Here is an 18,769-nt window from a genome sequence, read left to right on the forward strand (position 1 = left end):
TACTTGATTGTTTACTAAGAATTTCACAGAACCGACTTCACATCAGATTCTAATTTTTTCACATCATCAACACGTTTTACCAAATTACCTTTCCGGTCTAAAATAAATATTGCAGGTAGTTGTTTCACATTATATAAACCGGCAATTTGAGAATAAACCGATTGCGGATCACGCACACATATCCATGGAAGATTTGAAGCACCGTTTTTCCAGAAATGAGAATCGCTATCCAGAGAAATCTGATATATTTCCAATCCCTTATCATGGTACTTAGTGTACAAATCTCCCAACTCCATATTTAACGCAGGAGACCATTCAGTCTGAAAAGCCGTAAAATTAATCAACACCGGCCTGTCTTTAGCAATCTCTGAAAGCTTAACAACATTACCACGAACGTTGGGCAATGCTATATCCACGAAACTTATTTCATTTGCATCTACATTATTCAATGTCACAGGACGTTGGGCACGAATTACTTTTATAGATTGCAATGCTAAATTATGGAGATGTTTCGAGCGGGGACTTTCCGGATAATAATGATCAAAGCTAGTAGCAACCGCGCCATAAGCTTTAGAATCCTTCTTGTCATATAAATCGAAAAATAATAAGCCATCTACCTGCTGAAATAAAGCAAAATAAGCCGCAGCCGACATCGGGGCGGAATAAATATACTTAAATGCCACATCTTTATATGCATTTGCCGCAGCCAGAACCTTGTCCCTGTATGTAGTATCTGCTAATTGTTTCGCTTCATACTCTTTACGTAAACGACCTATTATCTGATTTGCATCCAATTGAGCCAGAGTAATAGCTTTCATCGCTTTACAATTTTCAGAACCATCGACAGTATAAGAGGTCGCAAATGTACCTGCATCAGCAGCAATTGTAATAGTTTCCGTTGAATCTACAGAAAAGTTAATCAATTGATTATTTAATCTCAGTTGATAAAAATCAGGAAAAGCAGGACGGGGTTTCGAAAACTTGAATTTACCGGAAGCAGTCAATTTTACCGAATCCAGTAAAGTAACATTTGATATGCCTACATTCTCCAAATACATTATCTGGCCATCAGCACCCGCTACCACACCTTTCACCGTAAATTCAGATTTATTACAAGACGTAAATAAAAATGACATCACACAGAGCACAACCAGCAATTTAGTAGATATTTGTTTCATTGCTTTTTATATCTATATATTTTGTGCTGCAAATATACATTAATTTGCAATTGTGACACTATTATTCTATAATTCTTCCGAGGTTTTTTACAAAAAACTACTTTTAACTCGTTATTTATTTTCATTTTCATGTATTTACACTCAAACTTTCATTACATTTGCAGCAATTTTTATAGATAGAAAAATAAGAAAAGAAGATTATGCTTAATCCAATTAACAAGACGATCGAATTAAGTGATGGAAGAACCATCACAATCGAAACCGGGAAATTGGCAAAACAGGCAGATGGTTCAGTTACTGTTCGTATGAACAACACTGTACTTCTAGCTACCGTATGTGCCGCAAAAGATGCAAATCCCGGTGTTGACTTTATGCCGTTACAGGTTGAATACAAAGAAAAATATTCTGCATTTGGCCGTTTTCCTGGAGGTTTTACAAAAAGAGAAGGTAAAGCTTCCGACTATGAAATCCTTACATCACGTCTGGTAGACCGTGCCCTCCGTCCGCTTTTTCCAGACAACTACCATGCTGAAGTATACGTAAACATCATATTGTTTTCTGCTGATGGCGAAGATATGCCGGACGCATTAGCTGGTTTAGCAGCTTCTGCAGCATTAGCTGTTTCCGATATTCCTTTTAATGGTCCTATCTCTGAAGTACGTGTTGCCCGTGTTGATGGTCAGTTTATCGTAAACCCGACTTTCTCACAATTAGAAAAAGCGGATATCGACATCATGGTTGGTGCCACTTTAGACAACATCATGATGGTAGAAGGAGAAATGAACGAAGTTCAGGAATCCGAAATGCTTGAAGCCATCAAAGTTGCTCACGAAGCAATCAAGAAACAGTGCCAGGCACAGATTGAATTATCTGAAGCTTGTGGCAAATTAAACAAACGCGAATACTGCCATGAAGTAAACGATGAAGAACTTCGCAAAGATGTACACGACAAATGCTATGCAAGCGCTTATGCAGTTGCAACGTCAGGCATAGGCAAGCACGAGCGTGCCGAAGCTTTCGAGAAAATTATCGAAGATTATAAGGCTCAATTCTCCGAAGAAGAACTGACCGACGAAAAAGTTGAAATGATCGGCCGTTACTATCATGATGTAGAAAAAGAAGCAATGCGTCGAGCTATCCTTGATGAAGGAAAACGCTTGGATGGCCGTAAAACAACTGAAATCCGTCCGATTTGGATCGAAACTGACTGTTTGCCAGGCCCTCACGGATCCGCTATTTTTACACGTGGTGAAACACAATCATTATCTACCGTCACATTAGGTACTAAATCTGATGAAAAGATGATAGACGACGTATTGAACCAAAGCAAAGAACGTTTCCTTTTACATTATAATTTCCCTCCGTTCTCCACTGGTGAAGCTAAAGCATCCCGCGGTGTCGGACGTCGTGAAATTGGACACGGCCATTTAGCATGGCGTGCCCTGAAACGTATGATTCCGGAAAACTATCCTTATGTTGTACGCGTCATTTCCGACATTTTGGAATCAAATGGTTCTTCTTCTATGGCAACTGTTTGTGCAGGAACATTAGCCCTGAGAGATGCAGGTGTAGCGATGAAAAAACCAGTATCAGGTATCGCTATGGGACTTATTTCCGAAAACAAAGGTACGAATTACGCTATCCTTTCGGACATCTTAGGGGACGAAGACCACTTAGGGGACATGGACTTCAAGGTTACCGGCACAGAAGATGGCATTACTGCAACTCAAATGGATATCAAAGTAGACGGATTGTCTTACGAAATTCTTGAGAATGCGCTAGCCCAGGCAAAAGCCGGCCGTATGCACATCCTAGGCAAGATAATGGAAGCACAACCGGAAACCCGTTCAGATTTGAAACCGCATACTCCACGCATCGAAACAATGATTATCGGTAAAGAATTCATCGGTGCAGTAATCGGCCCGGGCGGGAAGATTATCCAGGGAATCCAGGAAAAAACCGGAGCAACAATCACTATTGAAGAAGTAGATGGTGCTGGAAGAATTGAAATTGCAGGCAACAATAAAGAAACTATTGATGCAGCAATCAGAGCTGTCAAAGGTATCGTTGCTGTTCCAGAAGTAGGTGAAGTTTACGAAGGTAAAATATCTTCTATCATGCCTTACGGCGCATTTGTAGAGTTTATGCCGGGAAAAGATGGTTTGCTTCACATTTCTGAAATTGACTGGAAACGTTTGGAAACAGTGGAACAAGCAGGTTTGAAAGAAGGTGATACCATCTCTGTTAAGTTAGTCGATATTGACGCAAAAACAGGTAAGTTCAAACTTTCTCACAAAGTCCTTCTTCCTAAACCGGAAGGTTATGAAGAACGTCCGCCAAGACAAGAGCGCGGACCAAGACCGGAACGTGGCGATCGTGGTCCTCGTCAGGATCGTGAAAATCGTACACCATACCGTGACCGTCAAGAATAATCATTCATTATTATTATAAAGAAAGGGGCTATCTAACGAGTGTAGATAGCCCCTTTACTTATGTACTTATTATAATACTTATATTGGTTCTATTCCTTGTTCTTTTAGTAGCTGCAGGCTTAGATCTTTTAATTTAAACTTTTGTATCTTGCCACTTCCGGTCATAGGGAATGTGTCGATAAAAAACACATATTTGGGTATTTTGTGACGGGCAATTTTACCACGGCAAAAATCTTTTACTACATCTTCTGTCATGCTCACTCCTTCATGTAGAATAATGAAAGCTCCGGCTTCTTCTCCATATTTTTTTGATGGAACAGCTGCCACCTGCACGTCTTTTACACCTTCTAAATGATATAAAAATTCTTCTATTTCACGAGGATAAATATTCTCACCACCACGGATTATCATATCTTTGATACGTCCGGTAATACGGTAATTTCCGTTTTCATCTTTTACTCCGAGATCACCACTATGTAAGAAACCGTCTTTATCAATTATTTCAGCAGTAGCAGCCGGGTTATTATAGTAACCTTTCATATTATTATAACCGCGGTTACACATTTCTCCCTGTACGCCAACAGGGCATTCTTCTCCGGTTTCAGGATCAATCACGCGTACTTCGGTAAACTCGAAGTCACGTCCTACTGTATTATATCGTATTTCAGCCGGATCGTCAATTCGTGAATGAGTCATGCCCGGTGATGTTTCTGTTAAGCCATACACACTGGTTACGCGCATGAACATTTTCTCATCTACCTGTTTCATTAGTTCAACGGGACAAAGGGAACCTGCCATAATACCGGTACGGAGAGAGGTAAGATCAAACATCTTAAACATTGGATGATTCAGCTCTGCTATAAACATAGTAGGTACTCCATAAAGAGCAGTACACCGTTCTTTGTGAATAGAGGCAAGTACAACTAGCGGGTCAAACTTCTCAACCATAACCTGCGTACAACCATGTGTCAATACGTTCATAGAAGCTAATACTACACCAAAACAATGAAACAGAGGCACACAGCAACAAAGCTTATCATCTGCTGTGAACTTCATGTGTTCACCCGTTAAAAAACCATTGTTGGTTATATTATGGTGTGTCAGCATGACTCCTTTGGGAAATCCGGTTGTTCCGGACGTGTATTGCATATTCACAACGTCGTGGCAGTTTACTTTTGCTTTTGCTTCAGCTAATGTTTCATTACTTACATTATCGCCTAATAGCAATAATTCCGGGGTATTGTACATACCACGATATTTTTCCTGACCGATATAAACTATGTTTTTTAATACAGGAAATTTTTTACTTTTCAGATAGCCTCGTTGCGATTCTCTTAATTCGGGAAGCATAGTATAAACCATGTCAACATAACTTCCGTCGAATACACCGTCTGTAATACATAGAGTATGGATGTCTGCATTTTCAACCAGAAACTCTAATTCACTCTGTTTGTAATTGGTGTTGACTGTTACCAATACAGCCCCGATTTTAGCACCTGCAAAAAGGAATGTTAACCAATCCGGAACGTTTGTTGCCCAGATTCCGACATGTGTTCCGTGTTTTACTCCAATGGAAAGTAATCCTTTCGCCATGTTGTCGACACGTTTATTAAACTCACTCCATGTAAAGCGCAAATCACGATCGGAATATACAATATATTCTTTGTCTGGTGTGGTTTCCGCCCAATGCTCAAGCCATTGGCCGAGTGTTCTGTTTTGTAATTCCATATCTGTAAAGATTAATAAGGAGTATAAACAACACCTAAGATTCTGGCCGTACTGTCTGTTCCGGCATGTACATGATGGGCTACAATTGAATCATAATAAATACTATCTCCTTCTTCCAAGACGAACGTGTTTTTTCCATAGTTTATTTCCACTATACCATCTAATACATAGATAAATTCTTCACCTTCATGTGTAGAAAGAACGAAGTCTACACCTTCTTCCGATGGAGCTATATCAATCAGGAACGGTTCCATGTGGCGTCCGGATTTATCTTGTGAAAGCGAATGGTATTCCATGTGCTTTCGTTCCATAGATGCGTTGTTGGTGAAGCCTATGCTGTTTGTTTCATTGCTGTCTTTTTTGCGGCAGATGACAGGTCCTAATTCGGATTGGTCGTCGAGGAACGTTCCTAATCTTACACCGAATACCCGGGCTATTTTTATTAGAGGAGCCAAAGACGGAAAGTCTATATTTGACTCAATACGTTCAATCTGTTCCACTTTCAAACCTGAGCGTTCTGCAACTTCTTCGATCGACAATTGCTTTGATTCTCGGATGCTTTGTATTTTGGCACCGATTATTTTGTTATTTCCCATAAGTATGATTTTATATTAGAATCCGTATTAAGTTTGATATTTTGTAACCAAACGCCGCAAATTTACATTAATATTTTATTATACACTCAATAAGTAAAAGAAAAAGGGGTAGCTTTATGATCAAGCTACCCCTTTATAAACTTCGTATGAAGTGAATTTTTTACTTTCTTATACCAAGTTCTTTGATGATAGAACGATATCTTTCGATATCAACTTTTATCAGGTAATCCAATAAACGACGACGCTTACCTACCAACATCTTTAGTGCTCTTTCAGAACTATGGTCTTTGTGATTAACCTTCAAGTGTCCTGTTAAGTGAGCAATACGAACTGTGAATAAAGCAATTTGGCTTTCTGCAGAACCGGTGTCAGTAGCTGACTTTCCGTACTTCTCAAAAAGTTCTTTTTTCTTTTCTGAATCTAAAAACATGATTCTTGTTACTTTAATAAATTAATACTATGTTATCTAAGCGGATGCAAAGATATGGATTACTTTTTGATTTGCAAGACTTTTGTCTTTCTTTTTTATATTTTGGGCATTGAATGTCACTGAGATGTCATAAAAATATTGTATTTTTGTGCCCAATAAATTAGTCTTCAATGCAAAAGATCAGAAACATCGCGATTATCGCGCACGTAGACCACGGTAAAACAACACTCGTGGATAAGATGTTATTAGCCGGCAAGCTCTTCCGTGAAGGACAGGCTGAGCCGGATCAGTTCCTGGATAATAACGACCTGGAACGCGAAAGAGGTATTACTATCCTTGCCAAAAACGTATCAATTAACTATAAAGATTGTAAGATCAATATCATTGATACTCCGGGACACGCAGACTTCGGAGGAGAAGTTGAACGTGTATTGAATATGGCAGACGGATGCTTGTTATTAGTTGATGCATTCGAAGGTCCGATGCCTCAGACCCGTTTTGTATTACAGAAAGCGATCCAACTCGGATTAAAACCAATTGTTGTAATTAATAAGGTAGATAAACCGAATTGCCGTCCGTCTGAAGTACAGGAAATGGTGTTCGACCTGATGTTTAGTTTGGATGCGACAGAAGAACAATTGGATTTCCCTACTATATACGGATCTGCAAAACAAGGGTGGATGTCTACAGATTGGAATCATCCGACAGAAGATATTACCGCTTTGCTGGACGCAATTGTTGAACATATACCAGAGCCTCAGGTATTGGAAGGTTCTTCACAGATGTTGATCACTTCGCTTGACTATTCCAAATATGTAGGCCGTATTGCGGTAGGTCGCGTACATCGTGGCGAATTAAGAGAAGGTCAGGACATTATGTTGTGTAAGCGCGATGGTTCGATGGTAAAATCAAGAATCAAGGAAATTGACGTTTTTGAAGGATTAGGACGTACCAAGGTAAATGCTGTTCAGTCTGGCGATATATGTGCTATTATCGGTATCGAAGGTTTTGAAATTGGTGAAACAATTGCAGACGCGAATGAGCCGGAGGCTTTGCCAACAATTGCTATTGACGAACCAACGATGTCTATGCTTTTTACAATCAATAATTCTCCATTCTTCGGAAAAGAAGGAAAGTTCGTTACTTCCCGTCATATTTTCGAACGTTTGCAGAAAGAATTGGATAAAAATCTGGCTTTGCGTGTTGTTCCTACAGACTCGGCAGATTCATGGCTAGTATATGGCCGTGGCGTATTGCATTTGTCTGTCTTGATAGAAACCATGCGCCGTGAAGGGTATGAATTACAAGTCGGACAACCGCAGGTTATCATTAAAGAGATTGATGGCGTTAAATGTGAACCGGTAGAACAGCTTACAGTTAATTTACCGGAAGACTGCTCGAGCCGTATTATTGATATGGTAACCAAGCGTAAGGGTGAAATGACTATGATGGAAAGTAAGAATGAACGTATGCATTTGGAATTTGTAATTCCCTCCCGTGGTATTATCGGTTTGAATAATGCTGTCCTTACCGCATCGGCCGGAGAAGCTATTATGGCACACCGTTTCTTGGAATATCAACCTTGGAAAGGTGATATAGAACGCCGTATGAATGGTTCTATCATAGCAATGGAAACTGGTACGGCTTATGCTTACGCTTTGAATAACTTGCAGTCACGCGGACGTTTCTTTATTGAACCTCAGGAAGAGGTATATGCAGGACAGGTTGTTGGAGAGCATACTAAGGAAAATGATTTGGTAGTAAATGTTACGAAATCAAAGAAACTTACAAATATGCGTGCATCCGGTTCCGACGACAAAGTCTCTTTGGCTCCTCCTACAGTATTTAGTTTGGAAGATGCTTTGGAATATATCAAAGGAGATGAGTATGTTGAAATTACGCCTAATAGTATGCGTATGCGTAAAATTATTTTGGATGAAATAGAACGCAAACGTGCCGGAAGATAAAATTTTTAACAGATAAAGTAGAGGTATAGGCGGTATAAATCAATTTATATCGCCTATATTGTTTTGTTTAAAAGCTTGCACATGCTGTGTTTTTTACGATTATTGCAGCTTCATTCCTCGCTCAATATATTTATTAGAAATTCATAGGTGCCCGCTTTGTATTTGTACATCCTTTGAATTTTAATTAAATTCGGGATTTACTAGTATTTCGTCTGCCAACAGCCAGTAATTGGCCTTGTTGGAGGCAACAATCTTAATGTAGCGTGCCTGTTCATTTAATCCGTCGGCTACAGCAATATCAATCCAGCAATCATGTATGTTATTAGGTGTTGTTTCCATTGCCACGGTCTTTACCTTTTTAAAGGATTCTCCATCCGTAGACAAATAGAAGTCTACCATATCAGGCAAAGCTATGGATTTAGGCAGATAGTTCAGGAAGCGGATTGCTAATGTCCGGATAACCTTTACAGAATCTAAATCTAATATGGCATCCATGTCTTTATCTTTAAATCCTAACCAATTCGGGTTTTTCATATCTTCATCACCTAGTTTCTTGTCTGTCAGATTTCCTCTATTATATTTAGAACTTGGTTGTGATATAAATGTTATATTCTTATCTATGGCATCGTGGTATAGATCATTTGTAAATGTAGCTTCTAACAAAGGCCAGCGTCCTTTCCCTGCTTTCCAATCCATATAATCCAGATAGGCTTTGGCTGACAAGCATGGTTGTCCGATAGGCATTTCCGAGCTCGGCTTGTCATATATACCATACATAGCAAAACTGATTACTTCTTCGGCGCCAGCCTTCGTTACTCCGGTCATTTGGGAAAGGAAACGCGGAAATGCTGCAGGGATTAATGCCGATTTTCTGGAATTTGTTCCTTTCTCCCAAGTAAACGATTCGTTGTTTGCCCAAAAACGGATTCCGGCTTTTTTATGAATATCGCATAGCTTACGGAAATTTTCTTTCATCAGAGGCAGTGGAAGTGTTTCAGGCACACACCCTATTTCATCCTGGAATGCAATAATATCTACTTTTAATTTTGCTATTTGTTCCCCGAACTTAGGATCATCTACATTTGATAAACGAACTCCATAAGGAGAAACCATTACTACAGCATCCGGTTTGCAACGGCGTGCTTCTGCCGTTAATGTATTAACAGCATCGACGGCATGTTCCGGCAGATAAGGATTAACGGCATCTTCAACCGGTAAATACCATCCGTAGAATGATTTATGATGACCGAATTTTGCGGCTACTTCTTCCATTATCCGTATCTGTGTTTTGCGTATTTCGGGTTTGCGAAGATCATCATCTTGGTTTTTAGCCCAGCCACAACTCATAAAAACCTGCATGTTATTACCATCGGCTGCGTTCATAATAGCTTCTACCGGACTTTCACGGTCTGCCGGATAGGCAGGTGGCATAAAGCTAGACGGGTAAAATGCCTTTCCTTCATTGGCGACGGCCAAAATGACCAGATAATTCACACCCATTTCCGACAGTTCTTTTACTTTGAGCCTCCATAAATCCGGGTTGGTATTATCTATATGTGCAGGGTTCATGTATTTATTGCGTACATCCTGATAAGTTAGATTAAGCCATGTTCCACGAACCGGCTTTGTTGTACTCGAATTGACTGTTTGTATGCTGCATAAAGACAGCAGCATGAATAGTGTAATAGTTTTCCCTAATATGTTCATGTTTTTCGGTAATATTAATACGATAACGCAAATAAGACCCTGATAAACGTATTTATACGTACAGGGTCTTATTAATTTTGTATTTTTTATGAATTCCGGTATTCTACTCTTCTGTATTTTTCGGAGGAATATAGAGATTTTCCTCGATTCCGTTTGTCCGGTCAAACCATGATGTATTTGTATGATTACCACTAGCCCAATTGGTATATCCGGGGTATGCCTCAGTAATATTTGTTCCCTCTTTAGGATAGTACCATGATTCGGCACTGGAGTTTGCTTTGGTGATATCCAATGCCCAGGCAAATCCATTATTACTACGGTAGAATGTGCTGACGCCATCCGACTTATCATCCATAGTACCGAACTTCTTTGTGTTTTTAGTTGTCGGTTTATAGTCGATAAGATGTGTTTCGTTGCCTCTGTTATCTACAAATATGAACGGATTGAATGCCAGTACGGTAATGCTGTTCGATTCTTCTGCAGACAATGTTTTTAAATCGATTCGAACCGTTTTTGGTGATGAAGGTATATGGGGTGTACCGGGATATGTATTAATTATACCACTCGTTCCTCCAAATACTTCCCGTATGTTATTATAAATAATAAATACAGGTTTGCTGCAATCAGATTCATAAATAACATTCTCTGATATATTGGCGATGTCGCTTTTGTTAATTTGCGGCAATTCTATACCGAAACCGGAAGTGCGCATGCCTCCGGCTCCTCTGACTAAGAAATCTAATTGTATTGCATTTAGCTGAGCAGTTTCTTTACTTTTAATCAGATTGTATTTGTAATCAATAACCACATCGTTGTGATCATAGTCGCCGATACTTGGATGCATATCTTCGAAAGCCAGTGTACCGCACAGTTCACTTATGACATCTTTATTATTAGTATCTTCAAAGTTATCGTTTATGTCTGTGTTGGGCTTGACTACCGGATTAGAGGTGGTAAAAAATAAAATGTCATTAAAATCGTCATCCGATATTTTCCCGTTTTCTTTGGACATGGTAACCCTGTTCTCTGCTCCGTAGATGGTTCCGTTCAGTTCTTCAACAAAACGTCCTACAAATTGATTGTAACTTGGTTCTGACGGAAATCCTTTTATTGCCCGTATTTCTTTGTTCATAGGAGCAAGAGAGTACCGGTAGCTTTCTAATATTTTCATTCTCCATTCGCTGAAACGGTTTGGATGTTGAGCCATATTGGATTCTTTTCCATAACCGTTTTGTATCATGCACCAACCTATTTTTGTCCCTTTAGGAAAGACTTTCGTATATTTGTTTCCATCCCAGTAAAGTAATTGTACCCGTATTCCCGAAGGAGTGCATTCCGGATCCGTATTCGGGAATAATATATTTTTCCGTATTGTGCTCGCATCAGGAATAGTGCCTGCCGGATAATGGAAATAACATAGTGTATTATAGGATACATTTTCGTTTTTCAGGCTGAATCCTCCATCTCCGATATAGGTTGCCCAGATTTCTGCTCCATTCGCGCTTGTTACAACCAAGTCGGTATTATTTTTTTCTTCTAATAAATATTTGTTTTCTTCTTTAAAGGAAACATTTAATTCAGGGAATAGCTCATCTGCTTTCTTGTTGACAGACACCATGTCATCTACAAAAGAAACGATACCTTTATAATTCACTAATGGAGAACCATTTGTATCGAGTGATGTATTTTCTGCCGGTTTGGGATTCTGTGTCGTATAGGCAGGTAAACCGTTGTAAGAATCGGTTGCTCCTTCGTAAAAGGTGTATACGTTGTTGACTGTTTCAGGAAATATTGCTATGGATGGGAACTCTTCTTCTGCTTTCAGGTTGCTGCTTCTTGTTCCGGATATAAAAGATGGGGAAGGACCTCGAAAAGTGACTGTTCCGGTTCCTTCTTCCGGTACTTGATAGGTTTGCATACCGCCAAAACCGGCAATATCTGTCCTGATATATAAAATCTTTACAGCATCCGGTACTGTTATATTGGCTGTGAGTATTCCATTTTCTCCGGTAATTCCATAGAATATAGGAGAAATATCTTTTAAATCTCCTTCGTCAGTATAAGGTGTTTCCATATAGAAATAGAATGGAACACCTGCGGCATAATTACCTTTGCCGTTGATGGCAATCACTTCTACAGTTTTATCTTTTTTTGTTTGGAAGGTAAAATCATTCTCCTCGGTCAAAGGAGGCTTTGGTTCTTCTTTTTCCACATATACACCTTTCTGCTCGCAGGAAGAAAATAGTAGAAGGATTATACTCCCGATAAATGCTATTAATGATTTCATGGCATGTGTTTTTTGTGAATATTCGTAGTTTTTGCAAATATAAACAAATTATTTGTGTGTATTATTGAAACTTGTTGTTTTTCATTGCATTTTCGAAAGTCTGGATAAAAGAAAAGCGGGTACCTCGTAAGAGATACCCGCTTTATATGATCTAAAATAGTTACTTATTTAACCAATGATGCGAAATCTGCATTAGTTGCATATTTAGCAAATTCCAGATCGATAGCAGCTTCTTTAGCCAAAGCCTTATCTGCAGCGATAGCAGCTTTCAAATTGCTGATAACACCGTTAGCATCGTTTGTACGGGCAGCAACAACAGCTTTCAAGTAAGAAGTGATAGCGTCAGGAGTAGCAACTGCATTCAATGTTTGAGAAGCTTTGCTGTAATCCTTAACCAGGATCTGAGCCAATGCAGCGTTGTTAGACTTAACTGAACCGAAAGAGTTAGCAGCTTTAGCCCATTCGCCTTGTTCCAGATAAAGAACACCCAGAGCTTCGCTCAATTCAGCAACACCGGCAGCGCTACCGAACAATTGCTGAGCCTTAGCTTGGTCACCCTTAGTTAAAGCGATCAAACCTAAGTTCATGTTAGCTTCAGGATTGTTCTTAACTGAGTTGGATTTGTTGAACATTTGTTCTGCCTTGTTCAAATCACCAGCGCGGAATGCCATCATACCGATGTTGTTCCAAGTACGGTAATCGTTAGGATATAATTCAGCAGCTTTAGTATAGATAGTCATCTTTTCGCCATTGTTATTAGTCAATGTAGCAGCGTAAAGAATTTCTTCTACGTTCAGTTCAGAAGGATTGCTCTTAGCCAATGCGCTGATTTCGTCATCAGACTTACCGATGATTTCAACGTTAGCTGTCAAACGAGAACGACGCAACTGAGGCAGGATTGTGTTAGCCAAATCCAAATAAACAGCAGAGATGTTCTTGATTTCTTTTTCTCTTGTTTCAGGATCCTGATACATAGAGATTACACGCAAGATAAGATCTTTGTCCTGTAAGTTGGAAGCAGATACCAATTCTTTGAAACCTTCCCAGTCCTGAGCTGTATAACGAGCATCGACCGGAGCATCAACTTTCATCTTCTTCAATTCCTTGTTCAGATATTTGGTTGTATTCTTTTCACGGTTTTCAGACAATGTATTGTTCAATTTGAAACCACCATCAGGAGAAGCATAAGCCTGGATTTCGATAGCTACATTCTGATTAGGAGCTTCGTCTGCATTCTTAACGATTTCCTTCCATTCTTTAACTGCGTCAGAGTTGATTTCTTTTGCACGAAGATTAGCTTGTTGGATCAAGAACATGATGTTTGCATCATGAGCTTCTTTGATAATGCGTTGGAATTTGTCGGCGGCGATAGCAGCGTTAGCTGATGCAGCGTCTGCCAATTCTGATGTAGCGATAACGCCTTCACCGATCTTTACATCCGGCAACTTAACAGTCTTGTTTTTGATTTTTGCTTCGAAAGTAAGATACAGTTCAGATTTCTTCATTTCAGGTTTGTAGGTGAAAGAAGACTTCATTGTTACGTTTGCACCTTCTTTTTGAGGGATAACCTGGTTGTTACCTTTCACTTTTTCACCTTGGTAAGTATAAGAAGTACCCCAAGCTTCACCACCCTGGTAACGAAGTACCGGAGTAACGGTTACTACAGCTTTCTTATTGAACCATTTAGCAGGGAAAGTCGCATTGATAGTTACAGGTACTTTGCCACCGATAGCCTCTAGCGGCTGCGGTTCAGCTTTAATGTACTGTTCTGCTAACGGTTTCAACTTGTTGGAACAAGAAGAAAAGGTTACGATTGCTGCCAATACTAAGAAAGGCAATAAAAACTTTTTGTTCATAATTTGATGTAAGTTTAAAATGTTACTATGTTTATATATTCACTTCCAATTGTCCCTTACCTATCAAAGTGCAAAATTAAAGTATTTTTTTTGTTATGAGCGGTAAAGATAAGGAAAAATCTTTCTAATTTTGATTAAAATATTAACTTTTGTGTATAGTATCTGTTATTACATGTTATTTTCACAAGATAAATTCCTTTTGCAGATACATTTACAGGGATGATGCCAACATTGGAACGGATGTTTCCGGCCTGAAGAATTTTCCCTTCCAGGGATAATAGTTCATAACTGGCTTTTTCCGTACCGTTGGGCAGCAACACGCGTAGTGTTTTGTGGTTATTTTCTAAATAGATACGTACAGGATTATTATCTTCTATATCTTCTATCCCAACGCTTGTTGTATATTGTATGACCGGATCGATGTACAGTGATGTGCTGAATGGGTTTTGCGGGTAAGTTGTAGCCTCGATCCACTTGCCGTTGTAATTAGCCCATGCCGTGTTTTTAGTTGTTTCTCCTTTCGGAAGATTATAGACAGAGAAAGTAGTTCCTTTAGGGGCTGTTATTTTATAACTTATGTAAAATGTTCCATCAACGGCGATAGGTTTGGAAAAATGAATGTAAGTCTCTTGTGAGCGGTTTAACGGCTTGTCGGTCTCCTGAAAAGAATTATCGGATGTGTTCAGGTTCTGGTAGGAGGGACGGAATGGTTCCGTGTGTAAAAGTGTTTGGGGCTTGTCTGTCCCGCCATAAACGTTAACCTCGACATTCAGATCTTTATAACTGCCTGTAACGGATGGTGTAACAAAATAAGCTCCGTAAATCAGGGCTTTGCCGGTGATAGTATAGGCTTCGGCACATTCGGTAACACCTAAGGAGTTGTTTCCGAAAAGAGGCTCGGTGTTAGTTGTCGGGATTGATGCCGTTTCGATTAATTCCTGTTTTCCGGTAGCTTCCACATTACTCAGTTTCAAACAATGGTCTTGTTCGTAAGGATCGAGCCCTTTGCATAAAAGTTTATTTGTATTGGCCGGGTCCAGCCAGTGTTTTAGTTGCTTATCTGTTTCTTCCGAAATTGTCCACGTCTGGCTAAGTGCATAATAAAAGTCGTCAAATGGTTTGTCTTGCATGGATAGTCCGCCGGATAAAGCTCCTATTACGTATCCTTCCGAGTCGAATAGTGCGGAACCCGATGAGCCTTTTGAGGTAAATCCGTCAGACCATTTTTGTACGTGCCAATGACAATTATCATAGAAATGTGTCCCGATTGTATTAAAAGTATTCAACTTTATATTGTCTTCCGACAGACTTATCCGTTTTACGGAACCTCCGGGATGATGAATGCCTGCATAAGGAGGATTGCTTATCTGTGTTGCATTCCATCCGGCATAATATGGCTGGTAATATACCGGAGGGCGTTGTGATAGCTCAAGTAATGCCAGGTCAGTTTGTTCGTTTATGGCAATACTTTTGGCAGAGGCTACGGACATTTCTTCTGTGCCTTTTAAAATAGTATTGCAGGTTGGACTGTCATAATTGAAGAAAAACACAATCCGTCCGGCCACCTTTTGGTAATCGGGATTAGAGACTGTAAAACTGCGGTTCAGGCAATGTGATGCCGTAAGCAAATAAGGTTTCCCGTCATTTTGCATGTTGTTGACTAATGTGCCCGAACATGCAATCACTCCGTCTATAAGCATCATTACCACACTTCTGCCCAATGGTTCATAAATACTTCCCCCGGTTGCGTAACAGGCTAAAGGAGGAATGGCTTTATATTCGTCTGAGCCCGGCCTAGGTTCGTCTCCTCTTAAATTACGGTAGGCATGGTTCACTTCTCCAACAGTCAATTTCCCTCTGAAGGCGGCTTTGGCCGGTTCCTGATATTCAATAATAAGTTCGTCGCCTTGTACTGGTGCTACAGGAAGGATTCCGGATTCGGAATTGTTCATCTGGTTGAAAGAGCCAAGTATCTGGCTTCTGTCCCGGTTATATAAGAATAGTTGGGCACCTTCAGGCAATTCATATCGAGTAAATAAGATATTAATAGAATAAGCACCCGGGGAACGGATTCCCAGCCGCCACACACGCGTGCCATCCGGTAATGTGAAATTTACACCTGAGTTGTTGGGATTGTAGTCGGTTATGAACTTATAGGCAAAACGGTAACCGCCGCGCATATCACTTTCATTAAGCGAATCGATGCGTAATTCCTCTTCAACGTCAAAAGACGGCATATCCACAAACAATGAAGCTTCTGCACTTCTGGATTCTATTCCGGACAGGGCATTCCAGGCCAGGGGCTTTCCTCCGTGAGATATTTGGGCTATGGTTGGTTTGACAGCCAACAGCAGGAAAACAGATATAAAAAGAAACCCTTTACTCATAATACCGGCAAATGTAGATAAAAATATGCTGATATTTTATATCTTTGGTGCTTTACTTATAATCGTTCATTGGTCGGCGGACGATCGTCCGCCGACCAATGAACGATTGTCCTCCGTACATCGAACGGTTGTCCGTCGAATGGCGGACAGTTATAAGTATGGGAGCAAACAGGTAATATATCCTGGCAAAAGGATTAACAGAATACGTATAAAACTAAATCAATTTACTTAATATGTCTGCACAATACAAATTAGTACGCAATCTTACTCCTGACAAAGAGAATGGAAAACAGCCGCTTCATGCCCGTTTCGTACCTAACGGAACTATGCGTTTAGACGATCTGGTAAGAAATGCCAACGGACGTTCGTCCCTTTCTTCGGCCGATATAAAAGGTGCTCTGCAATTATTGCAGGATGTAATAGCCGATGCTTTGCTGTTTGGATACAATATCGAGCTGGAAGGGATAGGCACATTCGGCATTGCGCTTAAATGCCGTCCGGTGATGGATAAAAAGGAAATAAGGGCAGAGTCGGTACATTTTCGTGATGTAACTTTCCGCTCGTCTTCCAAATTGCGCGATCGTCTAAAAGCAATGCCCGTAGTCCGTTCGGAAGAAAAGGAAAGAGAAATGTATACACCCGAACAATGCGAAGCCTTTACGATGGAATACCTGAAAACACACCCTTACATTTCCGGTAAAATATATCGTAGCCTTTGCCATTGCGGAAAGACAAAAGCCGCTGCCGATCTGAAACGGATGATGAAGGAAGGAAAACTCAGGAAAGAATCTGTAGGAAGTACATTTCTTTATTCTATTTCAGATTCATTTTAAAATTGTGCTTCATCTTTGTCCTACCGAAAGGTTGGTAAAAAGATGTCTGACAATAAAAATAAACAACAATGAAGAAGATTTTGGTCTTATTAATGTGTCTGCTGGCCGTAAATACGGCGGTACATGCGGACGACGACCGCCCTATTCCGTTTAATGAGTTGCCTGCCAAGGCACAAGCGTATGTAAAGAAGTACTTCCCAAACGATAAAGTTGCCCTGACTAAAATGGAAAAGGAATGGTTCGACAAGAAGTATGAGGTTATATTTACGAATAGTATTAAGGTAGAGTTTGATAAGGATGGCAGTTGGAAAGAGGTGGATTGTAAATATGCAGCAGTGCCCGAAGCGGTTGTTCCTTCTGTAATTCTTCGTTATGTGAAGTCGAATTATGCGGAACAGACTATCGTGAAAATTGAAAAAAGCTCCCGTGATTATGAGGCAAAGTTATCGAATGGCCTCGAATTAAAATTTGACAAGAAGTTTAATCTGATTAACATTGATAATTAAATAAGAAAGGAATTTACTATGAAGAGAATGGTATGCACTATTGTATTGGCTGCAGGGTTGTTAATGAGTTGTGACGATAATAATGATAAAGGTCTGGAGTGGGTAAGCGAAACAACCCAAACTGCTTTTACAACTCAATATCCGTCTGCTAAAAGTGTGGGATGGGAAAAGCGTAACACGTACCTGGTAGCCGATTTTAAGCAAGACAATAAAGATACAGAAGCCTGGTATGACAATAACGGGGTTTGGTATATGACTGAAACGGACATTCCATTCGATGCCCTTCCTTCTGCGGTGAAAACATCTTTCCAGCAGAGTGAATATAAAAACTGGAAGGTTGATGACGTGGATATGATAGAACGCAAAGACATGGAAACTGTTTACGTAATTGAAGTAGAAGAAGGAAACACTGAAACGGATATTTATTACTCGCCGGACGGCATATTGATAAAGGCAGTAGCTGATGTCGATACTGACGATGACTATGAGGACTTTATCCCTGCCCAACCTGCCGGAAATGTTGAGGAATATATAAAGACTACTTACCCGGATGCCCGTATTATTGAGATCGAAAAAGAAAAAGATATGACGGAAGTCGATATACTGGATGGAAAAGTTAAGCGTGAACTATTGTTTAAAGCGGATGGCTCTTGGGTACAAACCAAAACGGACGTGCATGCTTCCGAATTGCCTTCTGCCGTAGTTGCTGCAATTAAAGCATCTCCTTATGCCACCTATGAGATTGACGATGCAGAGTTTATCCAGACTCCTTCCGAAGAATGGTATCTGGTGGAATTGGAACAGGGCAAGCTGGAGGTGGACTTGCGGATAACTGAAGACGGAATTATTTTATAAATAAAGA

General features: G+C 40.0%; 13 protein-coding genes. 5 read left to right on the forward strand and 8 right to left on the reverse strand.

Annotated features, from left to right (window positions below; genetic code table 11):
• Positions 1-23 precede the first annotated feature (23 nt).
• Positions 24-1,178, reverse strand: coding sequence for a TlpA disulfide reductase family protein (locus C4S38_RS09870; protein WP_103983607.1), 1,155 nt, complete (start codon positions 1,176-1,178; stop codon positions 24-26).
• A 200-nt stretch (positions 1,179-1,378) separates the two neighbouring features.
• Between C4S38_RS09870 and C4S38_RS09875 the strand changes: the two genes are divergently transcribed.
• Positions 1,379-3,610, forward strand: coding sequence for a polyribonucleotide nucleotidyltransferase (locus C4S38_RS09875; RefSeq protein WP_103983608.1), 2,232 nt, complete (start codon positions 1,379-1,381; stop codon positions 3,608-3,610).
• Between the two features lie 78 nt (positions 3,611-3,688).
• Here the strand turns inward: C4S38_RS09875 and C4S38_RS09880 are convergent, their stop codons facing one another.
• The 3 genes from C4S38_RS09880 to rpsO form a co-directional block, all read right to left on the reverse strand.
• Positions 3,689-5,338, reverse strand: coding sequence for an AMP-binding protein (locus C4S38_RS09880; RefSeq protein ID WP_103983609.1), 1,650 nt, complete (start codon positions 5,336-5,338; stop codon positions 3,689-3,691).
• Positions 5,339-5,349: 11 nt separating this feature from the next.
• Complete coding sequence (locus C4S38_RS09885) at positions 5,350-5,934, reverse strand: helix-turn-helix domain-containing protein (RefSeq protein WP_099464628.1); 585 nt, start codon at positions 5,932-5,934, stop codon at positions 5,350-5,352.
• 160 nt (positions 5,935-6,094) lie between these two features.
• Positions 6,095-6,364: a 30S ribosomal protein S15 gene (gene rpsO, locus C4S38_RS09890; RefSeq protein ID WP_099464629.1), complete on the reverse strand. Its 270-nt coding sequence runs from the start codon at positions 6,362-6,364 to the stop codon at positions 6,095-6,097.
• Between the two features lie 170 nt (positions 6,365-6,534).
• Here rpsO and typA point away from each other — a divergent pair, with 170 nt between their 5' ends.
• Positions 6,535-8,331 (forward strand): translational GTPase TypA, encoded by a 1,797-nt coding sequence (typA, locus tag C4S38_RS09895; RefSeq protein WP_103983610.1) that lies wholly within the window; start codon positions 6,535-6,537, stop codon positions 8,329-8,331.
• A gap of 180 nt (positions 8,332-8,511) precedes the next feature.
• On the opposite strand, the gene C4S38_RS09900 is transcribed toward typA, so the two are convergent.
• The 4 genes from C4S38_RS09900 to C4S38_RS09915 all read right to left on the reverse strand — a co-directional run bounded on the left by C4S38_RS09900 (position 8,512) and on the right by C4S38_RS09915 (position 16,568).
• Positions 8,512-10,038 (reverse strand): DUF4434 domain-containing protein, encoded by a 1,527-nt coding sequence (locus tag C4S38_RS09900; RefSeq protein ID WP_103983611.1) that lies wholly within the window; start codon positions 10,036-10,038, stop codon positions 8,512-8,514.
• Between the two features lie 103 nt (positions 10,039-10,141).
• Positions 10,142-12,325 carry an LruC domain-containing protein gene (locus C4S38_RS09905; RefSeq protein WP_103983612.1) on the reverse strand — a complete coding sequence of 728 codons (2,184 nt, stop codon included), beginning with the start codon at positions 12,323-12,325 and terminating at the stop codon, positions 10,142-10,144.
• 164 nt (positions 12,326-12,489) lie between these two features.
• Positions 12,490-14,181, reverse strand: a complete 1,692-nt coding sequence (locus C4S38_RS09910) for a tetratricopeptide repeat protein (protein ID WP_103983613.1) — start codon at positions 14,179-14,181, stop codon at positions 12,490-12,492.
• Positions 14,182-14,315: 134 nt separating this feature from the next.
• Positions 14,316-16,568, reverse strand: a complete 2,253-nt coding sequence (locus C4S38_RS09915) for a trypsin-like peptidase domain-containing protein (RefSeq protein WP_103983614.1) — start codon at positions 16,566-16,568, stop codon at positions 14,316-14,318.
• Between the two features lie 233 nt (positions 16,569-16,801).
• Between C4S38_RS09915 and C4S38_RS09920 the strand changes: the two genes are divergently transcribed.
• The 3 genes from C4S38_RS09920 (at position 16,802) to C4S38_RS09930 (ending at position 18,762) form a co-directional block, all read left to right on the forward strand.
• Complete coding sequence (locus C4S38_RS09920; protein ID WP_099464634.1) at positions 16,802-17,401, forward strand: HU family DNA-binding protein; 600 nt, start codon at positions 16,802-16,804, stop codon at positions 17,399-17,401.
• A gap of 68 nt (positions 17,402-17,469) precedes the next feature.
• Complete coding sequence (locus C4S38_RS09925) at positions 17,470-17,907, forward strand: PepSY-like domain-containing protein (protein ID WP_099464635.1); 438 nt, start codon at positions 17,470-17,472, stop codon at positions 17,905-17,907.
• Between the two features lie 18 nt (positions 17,908-17,925).
• Positions 17,926-18,762 carry a PepSY-like domain-containing protein gene (locus C4S38_RS09930; RefSeq protein ID WP_103983615.1) on the forward strand — a complete coding sequence of 279 codons (837 nt, stop codon included), beginning with the start codon at positions 17,926-17,928 and terminating at the stop codon, positions 18,760-18,762.
• Positions 18,763-18,769 lie beyond the last annotated feature (7 nt).

This window comes from Parabacteroides chinchillae (genome assembly GCF_900108035.1).
Taxonomy (GTDB): domain Bacteria; phylum Bacteroidota; class Bacteroidia; order Bacteroidales; family Tannerellaceae; genus Parabacteroides; species Parabacteroides chinchillae.

Excerpts from the sequence above, each read along its gene's own strand:
- C4S38_RS09870 (WP_103983607.1), bottom strand. The coding sequence starts at position 1,178 with ATGAAACAAATATCTACTAAATTGCTGGTTGTGCTCTGTGTGATGTCA.
- C4S38_RS09875 (WP_103983608.1), top strand. The coding sequence starts at position 1,379 with ATGCTTAATCCAATTAACAAGACGATCGAATTAAGTGATGGAAGAACC.
- C4S38_RS09880 (WP_103983609.1), bottom strand. The coding sequence starts at position 5,338 with ATGGAATTACAAAACAGAACACTCGGCCAATGGCTTGAGCATTGGGCG.
- C4S38_RS09885 (WP_099464628.1), bottom strand. The coding sequence starts at position 5,934 with ATGGGAAATAACAAAATAATCGGTGCCAAAATACAAAGCATCCGAGAA.
- rpsO (WP_099464629.1), bottom strand. The coding sequence starts at position 6,364 with ATGTTTTTAGATTCAGAAAAGAAAAAAGAACTTTTTGAGAAGTACGGA.
- typA (WP_103983610.1), top strand. The coding sequence starts at position 6,535 with ATGCAAAAGATCAGAAACATCGCGATTATCGCGCACGTAGACCACGGT.
- C4S38_RS09900 (WP_103983611.1), bottom strand. The coding sequence starts at position 10,038 with ATGAACATATTAGGGAAAACTATTACACTATTCATGCTGCTGTCTTTA.
- C4S38_RS09905 (WP_103983612.1), bottom strand. The coding sequence starts at position 12,325 with ATGAAATCATTAATAGCATTTATCGGGAGTATAATCCTTCTACTATTT.
- C4S38_RS09910 (WP_103983613.1), bottom strand. The coding sequence starts at position 14,181 with ATGAACAAAAAGTTTTTATTGCCTTTCTTAGTATTGGCAGCAATCGTA.
- C4S38_RS09915 (WP_103983614.1), bottom strand. The coding sequence starts at position 16,568 with ATGAGTAAAGGGTTTCTTTTTATATCTGTTTTCCTGCTGTTGGCTGTC.
- C4S38_RS09920 (WP_099464634.1), top strand. The coding sequence starts at position 16,802 with ATGTCTGCACAATACAAATTAGTACGCAATCTTACTCCTGACAAAGAG.
- C4S38_RS09925 (WP_099464635.1), top strand. The coding sequence starts at position 17,470 with ATGAAGAAGATTTTGGTCTTATTAATGTGTCTGCTGGCCGTAAATACG.
- C4S38_RS09930 (WP_103983615.1), top strand. The coding sequence starts at position 17,926 with ATGAAGAGAATGGTATGCACTATTGTATTGGCTGCAGGGTTGTTAATG.